Raw genomic sequence first — 16,007 nt, forward strand, 5'->3', positions numbered from 1 at the left:
GACCTTGCCACAGCGCCCGCCTCGCCGCCGCGTGCGGCCATCGGCGCGGAACCTCCCGCGCAAATGCCTCGGGCGGAAGTGACCTGGGCGTCGGCTGACGATTCGCCCATCCGCGCGCATGCCCGTCCTGATGCTCCATCGGCAACGCCGGGCGCGCGCCTCACCACCAGGCCCAGTGACACGCTGGCCAAGGATGCCCTGATCCAGGACAGGCCGTCGGGCGCGCATCCGGCGCAGGGCAGCGGCACTGCAAACAACAGGTGGCCCAATGGCCCAGCCGGGCCAGCACTGCCACTGCCCTCCGGGCCGCAGGAAAACCCCAACATGACCGGCACTGCCGGGCCGCTTGCCCCCACTGGAAACGCTCAGTTCGGGACAGACACCCGCGGTGCCACGCCACCCGAAGACCGTTGGGAGGATGCGAGGCCTTCACAGATTGCGACACCGTTGGCACAGACCGGGCGCGCACAACCGGACCCGCGCCAAATGGCCGCGCAAAACCCACCCTTTGCGCGGCCACCGGGGAATACGGCCTATCCTGCAGGGCACGGCGTTACTGGTGATGGCATGCAGACGACCGTAAACGCACCCTCCGGCACAGGTGGCACTCTCGGCGCGCCGCCCATGCTCGCCGCGTTTGACAGCGCCATGCACATGGACCCCGACACACGGGACAGGGCAGATGGCGTCCGGGCACCAAAGGGTGCGGCGCGCAGCGAGGGGTTCCCGGTGGGGCCCACTCTGGCGCGGACGGAAGGCGCAGCCATTGTGCCGATGCAGACCCGCGCCGCGGCGTTCAATGCCCCGGTGGCGTTCGCGGGCGGCTTGTTGTCAGAGCCGCAGGATTCCGGGCGCGCAGAACGCGGCGCGGACGGGCTGCGGCTGGACCCGGGGCTTGCCGTTTCCAGCGCGTCACCGGCCTTCGATCCCGCGCCGCCGACTGCGGCCAGATTGGCGGCTGCCCCCCCGGCACCTGTCGCCGAACAGGTCAGCCAGCAACTGCGCGAGGCGCTTGCGTCAGGCAACGCGCGCGCGCTGGAACTGACGCTGGCGCCGGCGGAACTTGGCCGGGTGCGGATCACCTTTTCCCCCGCCGAAGCCGGGCTGCATGTGGTCCTGACCGCCGAGCGTCAGGATACGCAAGAGCTGCTGCGCCGACATGCCGACCTGCTGCGCGCGGATCTGGAAGCCATGGGCTTTGGCGGCATCCGGTTTGATTTCGGCCAGCAGCACGATGCGCCGCAGGGCAGGCCGCAACGCTTCCAAGGGTCTGCGGCCGATGCCCTCGCCCCCCCTGCGCCAACCACAACCGCCCGCCCGGCCCCTGCCGCCCATGGCGGCGGCCTGGACCTGCGGCTCTGATACAGGAGACAGAAAACATGGACATGCTGAACGCAATGACCGCCGCCGGGGCGGGCCAGGCAAACGGCGGCGCTGCGGCAGCGACGCCACGGGGGGCAATCTCAACCAGCCCCGATTTCGAAACCTTCCTGCGCATGCTGACGGTTCAGATGCAGAACCAGAACCCGCTCAACCCCATGGAATCCCAAGAATTCGCGGTGCAACTTGCCACCTTCTCCGGGGTGGAGCAGCAGGTGCGCAGCAACCAGTTGCTTGAGGCCCTGTCGGCGCGCATGGGGTTGAGTGAGCTTGCCGGCTGGGTTGGGATGGAAGCGCTGAGCGCAGAGCCCGCCTGGTACGGCGGCGCCCCGCTGGAACTGCTGACCCCGGATGTCCCGGCGGCGGATCGCGCCCGGCTGATCGTCCGCAATGCATTCGGGACCGAAGTTGCGCGTTTCGACATCGACCCCGCGGCCGAGACACTGGAGTTTGACGGCACCGGCGCCGATGGCTTCCCCCTGCCCCAGGGCCATTATGACTTCACCATCGAAAGCCTGCGGTCGGGCGAAGTGATCGCGACCAATCCGGCCCTGACCTACAGCCGCATTCAGGAAGCCCGCTTCGACGATGGCGCCGTGGTGCTGAAGGTCGATGGCGGCAGCACATTGGACAGCAGCGCGGTCAAGGGCCTGCGGGCGCCGGAAGGTGGCGGCTATTGACCTCGGGCCACATAATTTTCGGCTTGCCGGGCCTCCCGGTCGAAGGGAGCAGGCTGCTAACCCTATTGGCAAGCATGCCGCACAACACCCGCCGGGCTGTCCTGAAAGACGATTGGCGCCTGTGCCGGGCCGGGGCTGCGCTCCGTTGGGGACGCCGTGCCCTGGCGCCTGATCTGTCAGGCCGCGGAATGGGCTTTGTCCGGACCGGGGGGCACCGCGGCCTGGATTGAACCCGGCCGATGGGCAGCGCCCGGTCAACCTGCTGCCTGGACGCCTGCGCCCCGACCCCCGCCCCGACCCCGGCCCCGGCCCCGGCCCCCGGACAACGGACAACGGACAACGGACAACGGACAACGGACAACGGTGCAGCGGGCGCAAGCAACCGCAAGACATCCGGGCTGGATCGCCTGCGCGAAGGATGCCTCCGGGCGCGTCGCAGGCCGGGCGCCGTGTGGAGCACCCCTGAACTGTGCGATGTGGCAGGACCTGAGCCTGCGGCATCCGGGCAACGTCTCATATGGTCCCGCAGCACCGTGGGCACGGCCCGATACGCAGCGCTGACCTGAACTCGCACCCCTCCTGTCGCCCCATAGCCGCGCCCCGGCGGATGGGCAGCGCAGGCTGAGGCGGCAACGTCAGATGATCAGAGGCGCTTCTGCACAAGCACCAACGGGTGGTAGGTACCAAATTTGAACCCGGCATCCGGGATGCGCCCGACCTCGGCATAGCCGCGCGCGGCATGAAACCGCAGGCTGGCGGCGTTCGACCCGGTAATGCCGCCAATCAGCATGCGCATGCCCCGCGCGCGGGCGTGGGATTCCAGCGCCTCCATCAGCGCATGGCCCAGCCCACGGCCATGGGCCAAGGGGTCAAGGTAGACCGTATGCTCCATGCTGCGGGCATAGCCCGGCCCGCCGCGAAACTGGAAATACCGCGCAAAGCCCTGCACATGGCCGCCCTCTTCGGCCACCAGGAAGCCCCAGTCGCGGGCGGTCGCCTCGGCGATCAGGGCGTCGACATCCTTTTCGGTCTTTTCCACCGGGTTGAAGGTGATGACCGTGTCGCGGATGACCGGGTTCCACAGACCGATGATCGCGCCCGCGTCATCAGGGCGGGCGGCGCGGATCATGCAAGTTCCCTGAGCCCGTGGGGGGTGCGGATCACGGCGCGGATGGCTTTTGCGGCGCCGGGTTCGATGGTGATGCGCGGATCGTCGATCACCGGCGCCAGCGCGGCCTGCAGCGCCTGCGGGTCCGGATGGGTCAGGATCACTTGCTCCAACCGGCAGCCCAGATCGGTCAGCCGATCCGCGGCAGAGGCGCTGCCTTGCCATTCGATCAGCGCGGGAAAGGCGCTGTCGAAGGGCAATTGCCCGTCATCAGGCACGGCCATGCGCCAGCGCAATCCGTTGCGTTCGAAATCGATGGGCTGGCCGCTGCGCCTGGGGGCGGCCGCCAATGCGCCGGTCAGATCATCGCAGGCGGCGATCCAGGTGTTGGGGCGCGGCCGGCCCTGAAAGCGATCCAGATCGAACCAGCGCGGACGGTCTGGGGCGGGGGCCCGGGGGTTGATGGTGATGACCTCCAGGTATTCGCCCGGCCCCAACGAGAGCAGGCGGTTATGCGTGCCCATCAGCGCGTGCTCGCCGCCCTGTTGCAGGGGCACGCCCAGCGCGGCCTCGACCGCGGCGGCGCCGGTTTCCAGATCCTCGGCGGCGATGGCGATATGGTCGAAACGCGCAGGCATGGTGTCCCCCTGGTGGCCGAATGCGCAGATGACGTAGCACCGAAGCGGCGCAGGGTGAAGGCTCAGATGAGGGTGCCCAGCACCACCCCGGCGGCAAAGAGCGCCCCGCCGACCGCGAGCCAGAGCAGCGGCCCCCCGCCCCGCCCGGACCCCGCGCCCTGATCCGGCTGCGACTGCGCGATCAGCGCGTTTTCCACCAGTTGCGGCAGGCGCGGGCCAAAGCGCGACAGCACCCGCGCCGTGCGCAGCAGGTCACGGGTCACCGCGCGGGGGCCGATGTTTTCGCTGATATATTCCTCGACCACCGGGCCCGCGACCTTCCAGATGTTGATGCGCGGGTCCAGCGAGCGCGCGACCCCTTCGACCACCACCATGGTGCGCTGCAGCAGGATCAGTTCGGTCCGGGTTTCCATGCCGAAACGCTCGGTCACCTCGAACAGATAAGCCAACAGCCGCGCCATCGAGATCTGGGTGGCGTCCATGCCAAAGATCGGTTCGCCGACCGAGCGCAGGGCGCGGGCGAATTCGTCGATGTCGCGGTCAGGGGGGACGTAGCCGGCCTCGAAATGGACCTCGGCCACGCGGCGGTAATCGCGGCGGATGAAGCCGAACAGGATCTCGGCATAGACGCGGCGGGTATATTCGTCGATCCGGCCCATGATGCCGAAATCCAGCGCCACCAGCGTGCCATCGGGCGTGATCTTCAGGTTGCCCTGGTGCAGGTCGCCGTGGAACAGCCCGTCGCGCAGGGCGTGGCGCAGAAACAGTTGCAGCACGCGGGTGCCGATGGCGGATTTGTCCACGCCCAGCGCGTCCACAGCCGCGCGGTCGCTCATGGGGACGCCCTCGGCCCAGTCCAGGGTCATCATGCGCCGCCCCGAAAGCCCCCAGACCGGGCGCGGCACGGCGAAACCGTCATCATTGGCGGTATTGTCGGCGAATTCGGCGGCCGAGGCGGATTCGAGCCGCAGGTCCAGCTCCCCCTGCACGGTGGCATCGAAATGCGCGATCACATCGGCAGGGCGCAAGCGCCGGGTCTGTGGCAGCAGCGCCTCGATCATCGACGCGGCGAAGTAGAAGGCATCGATATCGGTCTGGAACGCGCGCTCCACCCCGGGGCGCAGGATCTTGACCGCGACCTTCTGCCCGTTGCTGGCCAGCCGCGCCTTGTGCACCTGCGCGATGGAGGCCGCGGCCACCGGTTCGGAAAACTCGGAAAACACCTCTTCCACGCTCAGGCCCAGTTCCTCGGCCACAGTGGCGTGGGCTTCGGCCATGGAAAAGGGTGGCAGCTTGTCCTGCAGGTAGCGCAGTTGCTCGGCCATTTCGGTGCCCACCACATCGGGGCGGGTGGCGAGCGTCTGGCCGAATTTGATATAGGCCGGGCCCAGCGCGGTCAGGGCGCGGGTGGCAGGCGGAAGCGCCGGGTCGCCCTTCAGTCCCAGCCAGCGGAACGGCCAGGCCAGTACCCGCAGCGCCACACGCAGGCGCGGCGGCGCGTTCATCGCCTCAAGTACCTGCGCCATGGCGCCGGTGCGTTCGAAGGTGGCACCGGTTCGGATCAGCCGCAGAAGGTTATGGGGTCCGCGCATGGGCTCAGATCTTCCAGCCGGAGTGCAGCGCGGCGATGCCCATGGACAGGTTGCGGTATTTCACCTGTTCGAAGCCTGCATCGCGGATCATGGCGGCGAAACGCTCCTGATCAGGAAACCGGCGGATGGATTCGACCAGATATTGATAGCTGTCGCGGTCCCCCGCCACCGCCTGCCCCATGGCCGGGATCACGTTGAAGGAATAGAGGTCATAGGCCTTTTGCAGCATCGGCACCGGCACCTGCGAAAACTCCAGCACCATCAGCCGCCCCCCGGGGCGCAGCACGCGAAACGCCTCGGCCAGAGCGTCTTCGATCCGGGTCACATTGCGGATGCCGAAGCTGATTGTATAGACGTCGAAGCTGTTGTCGGCAAAGGGCAGCGCCATGGCGTCGCCCACGATCCAGTCCAGCGCATGGGCCATGTTCGCAGCCTCGGCCCGTTGCTGGCCTTCGATAAGCATCGATTCGGTCAGGTCCAGCACCGTGGCCTGCGCCCCGGCCCCGGCGCGGCCCAGAAACCGGAAGGCGATGTCACCCGTGCCCCCCGCCACATCCAGCAACCGCTGACCCGGGCGCGGGGCCAGCCAGTCCATCATCGCGTCCTTCCAGATACGGTGGATGCCGCCGCTCATCAGGTCATTCATCACGTCATATTTGGACGCCACGCGCGAAAACACGCCATGCACCATCCCGGCCTTGGCGCCTTCCTCGACGGTCTGATAGCCGAAATGCGTGGTCTTTGGATCGTCGCTCATGGCGGACCTTTCGTGCAGGCACCCTTGGCAGCCGGGCATGGCCCTACTTATAGGGGGAAGCCGGGGCGATACAATCCGGCCCCTTTGCCGCAGGGAGGCAGGATTGCCCGAATTGCCCGAAGTCGAAACCGTGCGCCGCGGCCTGGCCCCGGCGATGGAAGGCGCGGCGATCGCCCGCGCCGAGATCCGCCGCCCCGATCTGCGCTGGCCCTTCCCGCCGGACATGGGGCCGCGGCTGCAGGGCGCGCGGGTGCTGCGGCTGGGACGGCGGTCCAAATACCTGCTGGCCGAACTGGACCGGGGCGAGACGCTGATCGTGCATCTGGGCATGTCGGGGCGGATGGTGGTGTCCGGGCTGGCCGCGCCCCATGTGCCGGGGCGGTTTCACCACCACCACCCCGCGCCCGAACGCCATGACCATGTGGTGCTGGACATGGACAATGGCGCGCGCATCACCTTCAACGATCCGCGCCGCTTTGGCGCCATCGACCTGGTGGCAACCGATGCGCTGGCCGCGCATCCGCTGCTGGCCGCGCTGGGGCCAGAGCCGCTGGGCAACGGCTTCAACGCCGCCTATCTGCGCGCCCGCTTCGCCGGGCGGCGCGCGCCGGTCAAGGCCGCGTTGCTGGATCAGCGAATCGTCGCCGGGCTGGGCAATATCTATGTGTGCGAGGCGCTGCACCGCGCCGGCATTGCGCCCCGCCGCGCCGCCGGGCGCATTTCCATGCCCCGGATCGAACGGCTGACCGATGCCATCCGCGCGACTCTGCGCGATGCGATCGACGCGGGCGGATCGTCCTTGCGCGATTACCGCCAGGCGGATGGGGAACTTGGCTATTTCCAGCACTCTTTCCGCGTTTACGGGCGCGAGGGCGCCCCCTGCCCAAGCCCGGACTGCGCAGGCACCGTGCGCCGGATCGTGCAATCCGGCCGGTCCAGCTTCTGGTGCCCGCGATGTCAGAGATGACTTGAAACACCTATGCGAGGTGATATGCACGCAAACTTGTATCGCAACAACCAAGGTGCCGCTCATGGCCTATGAAACGCTGATCGTCGATATCAAGGACCATATCGCACTGATCCGCCTCAACCGCCCCGATGCGCTCAACGCCCTCAACAGCACCATGATGGCCGAACTGGCCAAGGCCCTGACCGAGGCCGACCGCAACGAGAAGGTGCGCGCCATTGTCCTGACCGGGTCTGACAAGGCCTTTGCCGCGGGCGCCGATATCAAGGAGATGTCGGACAAGGGCTTCGTGGACATGTTCGAGGCCGATTTCTTCACCCCCGAAACCGAAGCCATGCTGCGCGTGCGCAAGCCGATCATCGCTGCCGTTTCGGGCTATGCGCTGGGCGGCGGGTGCGAGCTGGCGATGATCTGCGATTTCATCATCGCCTCGGACACGGCCAAGTTCGGCCAGCCGGAAATCAACCTGGGCGTGGTGGCCGGGATCGGCGGCACCCAGCGCCTGACCCGCTTCGTGGGCAAATCCAAGGCCATGGACATGCATCTGACGGGCCGCTTCATGGATGCCGAGGAAGCCGAGCGTTCGGGCCTGGTCAGCCGCGTGGTTCCCGTCAAGAAACTGCTGGACACCGCCATGGAGGCCGCCGACAAGATCGCCGAGAAATCGCAGGTGACCGTCAAGGTGGTCAAGGAAGCCGTGAACCGCAGCTACGAGACGACCTTGCGCGAGGGGCTGCTGTTCGAACGCCGCGTGTTTCACATGCTGTTCAATACCGAAGACCAGAAGGAAGGCATGGCCGCCTTCCTGGAAAAGCGCGAGGCGCAGTTCCGCGATCGCTGACGTCCGGGACCCCGCCGCGCGTGGGGTCTTTTCTTTCCCCTGCGGCTGGTGTATGCGACGCCGCACATGCGCGTGGGCCCGCTTAAGGCATGAGATCGAATCGGCTGCACAGCCGTGCCGTGGGTCCGTTTGCGCAACCGTAACGCAACAGACCCGAAAGAGACCTCAGACCCATGGCCAATACCCCCCAATCCAAGAAGCGCGCCCGCCAGATCGAACGCCGCACCGAAGTCAACAAGGCGCGCCGCTCGCGGATCCGTACCTTCCTGCGCAAGGTCGAAGAGGCGATTGCATCCGGCAACGCCGATGCCGCCAAGGCCGCGCTGCTGGCCGCCCAGCCCGAATTGATGCGCGGCGTGACCAAGGGCGTGCTGCACAAGAACACCGCGTCGCGCAAGATGTCGCGCCTGTCGGCACGGGTAAAGGCGCTGTCGGCCTGATACCGCCGCCATGCTGCATTTCAGGGCCTGCCGGTTTCGGCGGGCCTTTTTCATTGGGCACCCCCGGCCAGGCTCCTGGCGCCCCCTCTGGAACGCGCGCGGCGCGCTGCCTATATCCGCATCGGTTCGGCGGGCTTGGATTTTGCACAGGTTACAGGGGGACGGAATGAACCCGAAAATCACCAAACCGGGCGTGTTCGCCGCGGCGGTTCTGGCCGCGGCGCTGGCATTGGTCATGGCCATGGCACCACGGCTGGAGGCAGAGCCACAGACCCGGGTGCCCACGGACCGCGCCGAAATCACGCTCAGCTTCGCCCCGGTGGTTCGCCAGACAGCACCGGCGGTGGTCAATATCTACGCCCGCCGGGTGGTCGAGGATCGGCGCGGCCCGTTTGCGGGCGATCCGTTCTTCGGCGACCTGTTTGGCGGCTTTGGCCCGCCCACACCGCGCGTGCAGAATGCGCTTGGCTCCGGCGTGATCGTGGCGCCCGATGGCATTGTGGTATCAAACTATCATGTGGTGGGCGGGGCCAGCGACATCCGCGTGGTGCTGACCGACCGGCGCGAATATGCCGCACGGGTGATCCTGGCCGATGAGGACAGCGACCTGGCCGTGCTGCAGCTTGACGGCGCCACGGACCTGCCCGCGTTGACGCTGCAGGATTCCGACCGGGCCGAGGTGGGCGAGCTGGTGCTGGCCATCGGCAACCCCTTTGGCGTGGGACAGACGGTCAGCAGCGGCATCATCTCGGGGCTGGCGCGGTCCGGGATCGCGCTGGGATCGGGGCGGGGGTATTTCATCCAGACCGATGCGGCGATCAACCCCGGCAATTCGGGCGGGGCGCTGGTGGACATGCAGGGGCAGCTGGTGGGGGTGAATACGGCGATCCTGACACGCTCGGGCGGGTCGCTGGGGATCGGCTTTGCGGTGCCTTCCAATCTGGTGGCGCAGGTGATCGCCCAGGCACAGGCCGGGAATGACCGCTTCGTGCGCCCCTGGGCCGGGATCAGCGCCCAGACCCTGGACCCGGCGCTGGCCGATGCCTTTGGCATGACCATCCCCGAAGGCGTGGTCATCACCGACATGCATGCCGACAGCCCCTTTGCCGCGGCGGGGCTGCGCGCAGGCGATGTGCTGCGCGCGGTGGACGGTGCGCCCGTGAACTCGGCCCCTGAGATGATGTTCCGCCTGGCCGCCACCGGGATCGGCGGTGTGGCCGGGATCGACGTCCTGCGCGCCGATGGCAGCGAAGGCGCGGTACAGGTCAACCTGATCCCGCCGCCCGAAATCCCGGCCCGCGCGCCCCGCACCATCCGCGCCAACACCGCCCTGCGCGGGCTGAGCATCGTGACCATCAACCCCGCCGTGATCGCAGAATGGAACCTGCCCTTAGATGCGCGCGGCGCGCTGGTCACCGATTTGCGCGACATGGCCGCGCGCACCGGGTTGCGCCGCGGCGATATCCTGCTGGCGATCAACGGCCAGCCCATTGCCGACAGCACGGACGCCGAACGCGCGGCACAGGACACGGGCCGCACCTGGCATGTCGAGGCATTGCGTGACGGACGCCGCGTGTCGCTGCGCTTCCGGCTGTGATGGCCCTTTCGCCGGGCGCGGGCCTGGCCTAGGCTGCGCGCCATGGCGGATCTGTTCGATACCGGGGCGCAGGCCCCCTCTGCCGCGCCGCGCCCGCTGGCCGACCGGCTGCGCCCGCGCGCACTGTCGGATGTGGTGGGGCAGGATCATGTGCTGGGGCCGGATGGCCCGCTGGGGGCGATGCTGGCGGCGGGCACGCTGGGCTCGCTGGTGCTGTGGGGGCCGCCGGGGGTGGGCAAGACCACCATCGCGCGGCTGCTGGCCGATCAGGGCGATATGGAGTTCACCCAGATCAGCGCCATTTTCACCGGTGTCCCCGAATTGCGCCGCATCTTCGACGCGGCCCGCCTGCGCCGCCAGCAGGGGCGCGGCACGCTGCTGTTTGTCGATGAGATCCACCGCTTCAACAAGGCCCAGCAGGACGGGTTCCTGCCGCATATGGAGGACGGCACCATCGTGCTGGTGGGCGCCACCACCGAAAACCCCAGCTTCGAGCTGAACGCCGCCCTTCTGAGCCGCGCGCAGGTGATCGTGCTGGAACGGCTGACGCTGGCGGGGCTGGAGCATCTGGCCCAGCGCGCCGAGGCCGAACTGGGCCGCCCCCTGCCCCTGACCGCGCCCGCGCGCGAGGCGCTGCTGGAGATGGCCGATGGCGACGGGCGCGCGCTGCTGAACCTGGTGGAGCAGGTGTCGGCGTGGAAGGTCCCGGGCAAGCTGGACCCGCAGGCGCTGGGCCAACGGCTGATGCGGCGGGCGGCGAAATACGACAAATCCGGCGAGGAACATTACAACCTGATCTCGGCCCTGCATAAATCCGTGCGCGGGTCGGACCCGGATGCGGCGCTTTACTGGCTGGCGCGGATGCTGGCAGGGGGCGAGGACCCGCGCTATCTGGCCCGCCGGATCACCCGCATGGCCATCGAGGATATCGGCCTGGCCGACCCGCAGGCGCAAAGCATCTGCCTGCACGCATGGGAGGTCTATGAACGCCTGGGCAGCCCCGAGGGCGATCTGGCCCTGGCCCAGGCCATTATCTATCTGGCCCTGGCGCCCAAATCCAACGGCGCCTATGTCGCCTGGAAAGGGGCGCAACAGCTGGCGCGCGAGACGGGATCCACCCCCCCGCCCAAACATATCCTGAACGCGCCCACCAAGCTGATGAAGGAGCAGGGCTATGGCGCGGGCTATGCCTATGACCATGACGCCGCGGACGGGTTTTCAGGCCAGAACTATTTCCCCGATGGCGTGAAGCGCCCGGTGCTCTATGCCCCGCCCGAACGCGGGTTCGAGCGCGAGTTGAAGAAGCGACTTGAGTATTTCGCCAAACTGCGGGCCCGTCGGCAGGCGCGCGCGGGCGATTGACACCGCCCGCGCCGCGGACAAGATGGCGCCATGAACCGGCTGGCCCTTGATGACCGTGATCTGGAGATCCTGGCGATCCTCTCGCGCGAGGGGCGGATCGCCAAGGCCGAACTGGCGCGGCGGGTGAACCTGTCGCCCACCCCCTGCTGGCAGAGGCTGGACCGGATGAGCCGCGCGGGCCTGATCCGCGGCTACCGGGCCGAGGTGGCGCTGGAACGCATTGCCCCGCATGTGACGGTGTTCGTCATGGTGGAACTGGACACGCACCGGGCCGAAAGCCTGCAGACCTTCGAACGCGCGGTGGCACGAATCGAACAGGTCACCGCCTGCTGGGCGCTGGGGGGCGGGTATGACTATCTGATGCAGGTCATCGCCACCGATGTGGCCGCCTATCAGGCACTGATGGACGGGTTGCTGGAAAGCCGCGCCGGGGTGAAGCGGTATTACAGTTACATCGTCACCAAACCGGTGAAATCCGCCCCGCCGCCCTTGCGCGCGCTGCGGGACGGATCATCGTGAAACCACCCTCCTGAAAGACGATCCTGCTGGCCTGGGGCCCTGGCAGGGGGTCGGATCGTCTGGCGGGTCTGGCGTATGCTCTGGCCGAATGCGGGGTCATGGGGGCGTTGCCCCCGTTGGTGCAGGCACCGACTTCCCCAGAGTATTTTTGGCAAGATGACGCCGGAGCGGCCAGGAGAGGATGATGGGCAAGAACGCGATGAGCGGAATGCAGGCGACGGAGCTGCCAGAGATGCTGGACGACAAGGGGTTGCTGCGGCTTGAGGGCTTCATAAACGGAGCGTGGCGCGACGGCGGGGAACGATTCGATGTCATCGACCCGGCCGGTGGTGGTGTGGTGGCCCGGGTGGCGAAGCTGGATACGGCTGCTGCACGCGCAGCGGTGGATGCCGCCGAGGGGGCCTTTGCCGAGTGGTCCATGACCTTGCCGCAAGAGCGTGGCGCGGCGCTGCGGCGCTGGTTCGATCTGATGGTCGCGCATCGCGAGGATCTGGCGCGGATCATGGTGGCCGAACAGGGCAAGCCCCTGTCGGAAGCGCGCGGCGAGATCGACTATGCCGCGAGCTTCGCCGAATTCTATGCCGAGGAAGCCAAGCGCCCGGACATTCGCGGCGTGACCTCGCACCTGCCCGATGCCGAGGTAGAAGTCTGGCGCGAGCCGGTGGGCGTGGCGGCGCTGGTGACCCCGTGGAATTTCCCTTCGGCGATGATCACGCGCAAGGCCGCCGCCGCGCTTGCCGCAGGCTGCACCTGTGTGGTGCATCCATCGGCGGAAACGCCGCTCTCGGCCCTGGCGCTGGCGGTGCTGGCCGAACGGGCGGGCTTTGCGCCGGGCATCTTCAACGTCGTGCCCGGCCACGCGCCGGAAATCGTGGGCGAATGGGTGACCGACACGCGGGTGCGGGTGCTGTCCTTTACCGGCTCAACCGAGGTGGGCCGGCTGCTCTATCGCCAATGCGCGGATACGGTGAAGAAGCTGGTGCTGGAACTGGGCGGCCACGCGCCTTTCATCGTGTTCGACGATGCCGATCTGGACCAGGCGGTGGAGGAAGCGGTCAAGGCCAAGTTCGCCACCACCGGGCAGGATTGTCTGGGCGCCAACCGCTTCTTCATCCAGCGCGGCCAGTATGCGGCCTTTTGCGAGCGGTTCGCCGCAAAGGTGTCGGCGCTGACCCTGGGTCCCGGCCTGGAGGATTGCGACCTGGGGCCGCTGATGAACGAGGCGGCGGTCGCCAAGCAGGAAAGCCATGTCGCCGATGCCATCGCGCGCGGAGCGCGCTGTCTGGCGGGGGGCGCGCGCTCATCGCTGGGGCCCCTGTTCTACAAGCCCACGCTCTTGGTGGATGTGCCGCGCGATGCGCTGATCATGACCGAGGAAACATTCGGCCCTGTCGCCGCCGTCACCCCGTTCGACACAGAAGACGAGGTGGTGGCCGCGGCCAATGCCACCGAATACGGGCTGGTGTCCTATGTGCATACCATGGACCCGCGCCGGATCTACCGGGTCAGCCGCGCATTGCAGTTCGGCATGGTGGCGGTCAACCGCACCAAGGTCACCGGCGCGCCCATCCCCTTTGGCGGCTTCAAGCAGTCCGGCATCGGGCGTGAGGGCGCGCGCTGGGGGCTGGAGGCTTTCACCGATATCAAATACGTTTGCCGGGACTGGCGCTGAACCGCCCTTCCTGAACATCACCAAACCGGGCGCGAAGGCGCCAGTGGCTACAAGGAGCATCCGATGCTGACCAATGACCAGCTTGCCAAATGGGACCGTGACCATTTCTTCCACCCCTCCACCCATCTGGCGCAATTCGCGCGCGGCGAGGCGCCGCAGCGGATCGTCTCGGGCGGCGAGGGCTGCCATATCGTGGACCGGGACGGCAACCGCCTGCTGGATGGTTTTGCGGGGCTCTATTGCGTCAACGTCGGCTACGGCCGGACCGAGATCGCCGAGGCCATCGCCGCGCAGGCGCATCAGCTCTCCTATTACCATGCCTATGCGGGGCACGGCACCGAAGCCTCGATCCGGCTGGCCAAGATGATCATGGACCGCGCGCCCGATCACATGAGCCGGGTCTATTTTGGCCTGGGCGGGTCCGATGCCAATGAAACCAACATCAAGCTGGTCTGGTATTACAACAACATCCTGGGCCGCCCGGAAAAGAAGAAGATCATCAGCCGCTGGCGGGGCTACCATGGTTCGGGGCTGGTCACCGGCTCCTTGACGGGGCTGGAGCTGTTCCACAAGAAATTCGACCTGCCGCTGGACCGCATCCTGCATGCCGAGGCCCCCTATCCCTATCGCCGCCCCGACCCGGCCATGTCGGATGCCGATTTTACCGCGCATCTGGTGGCGGATCTGGAAGCGCTGATCGCACGCGAAGGCGCCGACACCATCGCCGCCTTCATCGGTGAGCCGATCCTGGGCACCGGGGGGATTGTCCCGCCGCCCGCCGGATACTGGGAGGCCATCCAGGCAGTGCTGAAGAAGCATGACATCCTGCTGATCGCCGATGAGGTGGTCACCGGCTTCGGGCGTCTGGGCACCATGTTCGGCAGCACGCATTACGGGCTGAAGCCGGACCTGATCACCATCGCCAAGGGGTTGACCTCGGCCTATGCGCCGCTTTCCGGGTCGATCGTGTCCGAGGAGTTCTGGAAGGTGCTGGAGCAGGGCACCGACGAATTCGGCGTGATCGGGCATGGCTGGACCTATGCCGCCCATCCCATCGGCGCCGCCGCCGGGATCGCCAATCTGGAACTGATCGACAGGCTGGGGCTGGTGGACAACGCCCGCGACACCGGCGCCTATCTGAACCGGGTCATGGCCGAGGCGGTGGGCGATCACCCCAATGTGGGCGAGGTGCGCGGCGAGGGGATGCTCTGCGCCGTGGAACTGGTGTCCGACCGGGCCACCCGCGCGGGCTTTGACGCGGCCCTGGGCGCCACCAGCGGCAAGGTCGTTGCGGCGATGCTGCGCCGGGGCGTGATTGCGCGCGCCATGCCGCAGGGCGACATCCTGGGATTTGCCCCGCCGCTGTGCCTGACCGAAGCCGAGGCCGACCTGATCGCCGAAGCCACACGCGCGGCCATCGCCGAAGTACTGGGGGGCTGAATGCGTGGCGGCGGGCCGGCCACGGTCCGCCGCCACACCTTTGAAGGCACATCTGATGCGTATCGTGCCTGCTGCCCTTGTATTAGGCGCCCGGGTGTCAGCCCTGCCCCTGGCGGCGCAGACCATGTTGATCCGGTGATCCCGGAAGAATTCGGCCACGAATATGGCCAGACCGACCGGACCACCATTCACCACGGCCCGGCCCTGCGCGCGGATAGCAGCGGCACGCGCTACAGCAACCTGTCATCCGACTGCGATGCTGATGGGCGCTGCATGTGCATGCCGTTCCCTGCCCGGTCGGAGGGCGCGCCTGACAACGCCCTGCAGCTTGTCAATGACATTCACCGCAACATCCTGTAAAGCCTTGCCTAAGTCGATGGGGAGGGTGGCCCGAGCCTTTCAGTCCCGCTGATGCTGGAAGGCGGGAACGCCCGCGAAAATCCGGAAAGCTGGTTCAACTGGTGGGCCATGGCGCTGCTGCTGTTCGAACGTCAGGGGTCTGGCCAATGGCGCCACCGGATCGCTTGACCGAAGGCCTAGAGCGTGTCGCGTTCATTCGCATTCACGTGACACGCTCTAGAGTGGGTCACGACCAACCTGAATCCTTGGGATTCCCATCCGGCCTGATTTCTGATTCATACTGACTGCCTAGAAGGGAGTCGGCATGAATGGGGAAACCGTATTCTTCTGATTTGCGCGGTCGGTTCGTGGCCGCTCTGGATGAGGGTATGACGGCCAGTGCCGCGGGTCGCAGGATGCGGATTTCGCGCGCGACGGCGGTCAGGTGGGCCGCCACATGGCGCCAAGAGGGGCGCGCAGAGGCACTTCCGATGGGCGGGGACCGGCGCTCGGAGGCGCTGGAGGCCCATGCGCCCATGATCCTCGGCTGGCTGGAGGACACGCCCGATCTGTTCCTGCGCGAGATCGTGTCGCGTCTGGCCGATGCGGGGGTCGAGACCTCGGCGATGAGCGTTGCGCGGCTGCTCGCCCGCCACGGGATCACGCGCAAAAAAA

Annotated in this window: 15 protein-coding genes and 2 pseudogenes; 13 read left to right on the forward strand and 4 right to left on the reverse strand. The window is 67.5% G+C overall.

Annotated elements, in window-relative coordinates:
- Window positions 1–567: 567 nt before the first annotated feature.
- Both HUK65_RS16530 and HUK65_RS16535 read left to right on the forward strand, forming a co-directional pair.
- A complete protein-coding gene (locus HUK65_RS16530; RefSeq protein ID WP_179907382.1) occupies window positions 568–1,362 on the forward strand; it encodes a flagellar hook-length control protein FliK in 795 nt (264 codons plus the stop codon).
- 17 nt (window positions 1,363–1,379) lie between these two features.
- A complete protein-coding gene (locus tag HUK65_RS16535) occupies window positions 1,380–2,060 on the forward strand; it encodes a flagellar hook capping FlgD N-terminal domain-containing protein (RefSeq protein ID WP_235442222.1) in 681 nt (226 codons plus the stop codon).
- Between the two features lie 643 nt (window positions 2,061–2,703).
- Here HUK65_RS16535 and HUK65_RS16540 read toward each other — a convergent pair.
- The 4 genes from HUK65_RS16540 to ubiE all read right to left on the reverse strand — a co-directional run bounded on the left by HUK65_RS16540 (window position 2,704) and on the right by ubiE (window position 6,155).
- Window positions 2,704–3,189, reverse strand: coding sequence for a GNAT family N-acetyltransferase (locus HUK65_RS16540; RefSeq protein ID WP_179907383.1), 486 nt, complete (start codon window positions 3,187–3,189; stop codon window positions 2,704–2,706).
- The gene (locus tag HUK65_RS16545) at window positions 3,186–3,806 is read right to left on the reverse strand and encodes a VOC family protein (RefSeq protein WP_179907384.1); all 621 of its coding nucleotides are present in this window, start codon (window positions 3,804–3,806) and stop codon (window positions 3,186–3,188) included. Before HUK65_RS16545 ends, HUK65_RS16540 begins: the two co-directional genes overlap by 4 nt.
- A gap of 62 nt (window positions 3,807–3,868) precedes the next feature.
- Window positions 3,869–5,398 carry a 2-polyprenylphenol 6-hydroxylase gene (gene ubiB / locus HUK65_RS16550; RefSeq protein WP_179907385.1) on the reverse strand — a complete coding sequence of 510 codons (1,530 nt, stop codon included), beginning with the start codon at window positions 5,396–5,398 and terminating at the stop codon, window positions 3,869–3,871.
- Window positions 5,399–5,402: 4 nt separating this feature from the next.
- Entirely contained in the window at window positions 5,403–6,155 is a 753-nt protein-coding gene (ubiE, locus tag HUK65_RS16555; RefSeq protein ID WP_179907386.1) for a bifunctional demethylmenaquinone methyltransferase/2-methoxy-6-polyprenyl-1,4-benzoquinol methylase UbiE, read from the reverse strand.
- 103 nt (window positions 6,156–6,258) lie between these two features.
- On the opposite strand from ubiE, the gene mutM reads away from it, so the two are divergent.
- The 11 genes and pseudogenes from mutM to HUK65_RS18865 all read left to right on the forward strand — a co-directional run.
- Complete coding sequence (mutM, locus tag HUK65_RS16560) at window positions 6,259–7,122, forward strand: bifunctional DNA-formamidopyrimidine glycosylase/DNA-(apurinic or apyrimidinic site) lyase (RefSeq protein ID WP_179907387.1); 864 nt, start codon at window positions 6,259–6,261, stop codon at window positions 7,120–7,122.
- A gap of 64 nt (window positions 7,123–7,186) precedes the next feature.
- Complete coding sequence (locus tag HUK65_RS16565; RefSeq protein WP_179907388.1) at window positions 7,187–7,963, forward strand: enoyl-CoA hydratase; 777 nt, start codon at window positions 7,187–7,189, stop codon at window positions 7,961–7,963.
- A gap of 173 nt (window positions 7,964–8,136) precedes the next feature.
- On the forward strand, window positions 8,137–8,403 hold the full coding sequence (gene rpsT / locus HUK65_RS16570) for a 30S ribosomal protein S20 (protein ID WP_179907389.1): 267 nt from the start codon (window positions 8,137–8,139) through the stop codon (window positions 8,401–8,403).
- 166 nt (window positions 8,404–8,569) lie between these two features.
- A complete protein-coding gene (locus tag HUK65_RS16575) occupies window positions 8,570–10,000 on the forward strand; it encodes a trypsin-like peptidase domain-containing protein (protein ID WP_179907390.1) in 1,431 nt (476 codons plus the stop codon).
- 42 nt (window positions 10,001–10,042) lie between these two features.
- Window positions 10,043–11,362, forward strand: a complete 1,320-nt coding sequence (locus tag HUK65_RS16580; protein WP_179907391.1) for a replication-associated recombination protein A — start codon at window positions 10,043–10,045, stop codon at window positions 11,360–11,362.
- Between the two features lie 30 nt (window positions 11,363–11,392).
- Window positions 11,393–11,881 (forward strand): Lrp/AsnC family transcriptional regulator, encoded by a 489-nt coding sequence (locus HUK65_RS16585; RefSeq protein ID WP_179907392.1) that lies wholly within the window; start codon window positions 11,393–11,395, stop codon window positions 11,879–11,881.
- A 184-nt stretch (window positions 11,882–12,065) separates the two neighbouring features.
- Entirely contained in the window at window positions 12,066–13,553 is a 1,488-nt protein-coding gene (locus HUK65_RS16590; protein WP_235442223.1) for an NAD-dependent succinate-semialdehyde dehydrogenase, read from the forward strand.
- 63 nt (window positions 13,554–13,616) lie between these two features.
- On the forward strand, window positions 13,617–14,993 hold the full coding sequence (locus HUK65_RS16595; protein ID WP_179907393.1) for an aminotransferase: 1,377 nt from the start codon (window positions 13,617–13,619) through the stop codon (window positions 14,991–14,993).
- A gap of 135 nt (window positions 14,994–15,128) precedes the next feature.
- Window positions 15,129–15,353 carry a hypothetical protein gene (locus HUK65_RS16600; RefSeq protein WP_179907394.1) on the forward strand — a complete coding sequence of 75 codons (225 nt, stop codon included), beginning with the start codon at window positions 15,129–15,131 and terminating at the stop codon, window positions 15,351–15,353.
- 308 nt (window positions 15,354–15,661) lie between these two features.
- A pseudogene (locus HUK65_RS19195) lies at window positions 15,662–15,808 on the forward strand (helix-turn-helix domain-containing protein); the annotation flags it as partial.
- A gap of 15 nt (window positions 15,809–15,823) precedes the next feature.
- A pseudogene (locus HUK65_RS18865) lies at window positions 15,824–16,007 on the forward strand (IS630 family transposase); the annotation flags it as partial.

This window comes from Rhabdonatronobacter sediminivivens (assembly GCF_013415485.1).
Lineage (GTDB): Bacteria > Pseudomonadota > Alphaproteobacteria > Rhodobacterales > Rhodobacteraceae > Rhabdonatronobacter > Rhabdonatronobacter sediminivivens.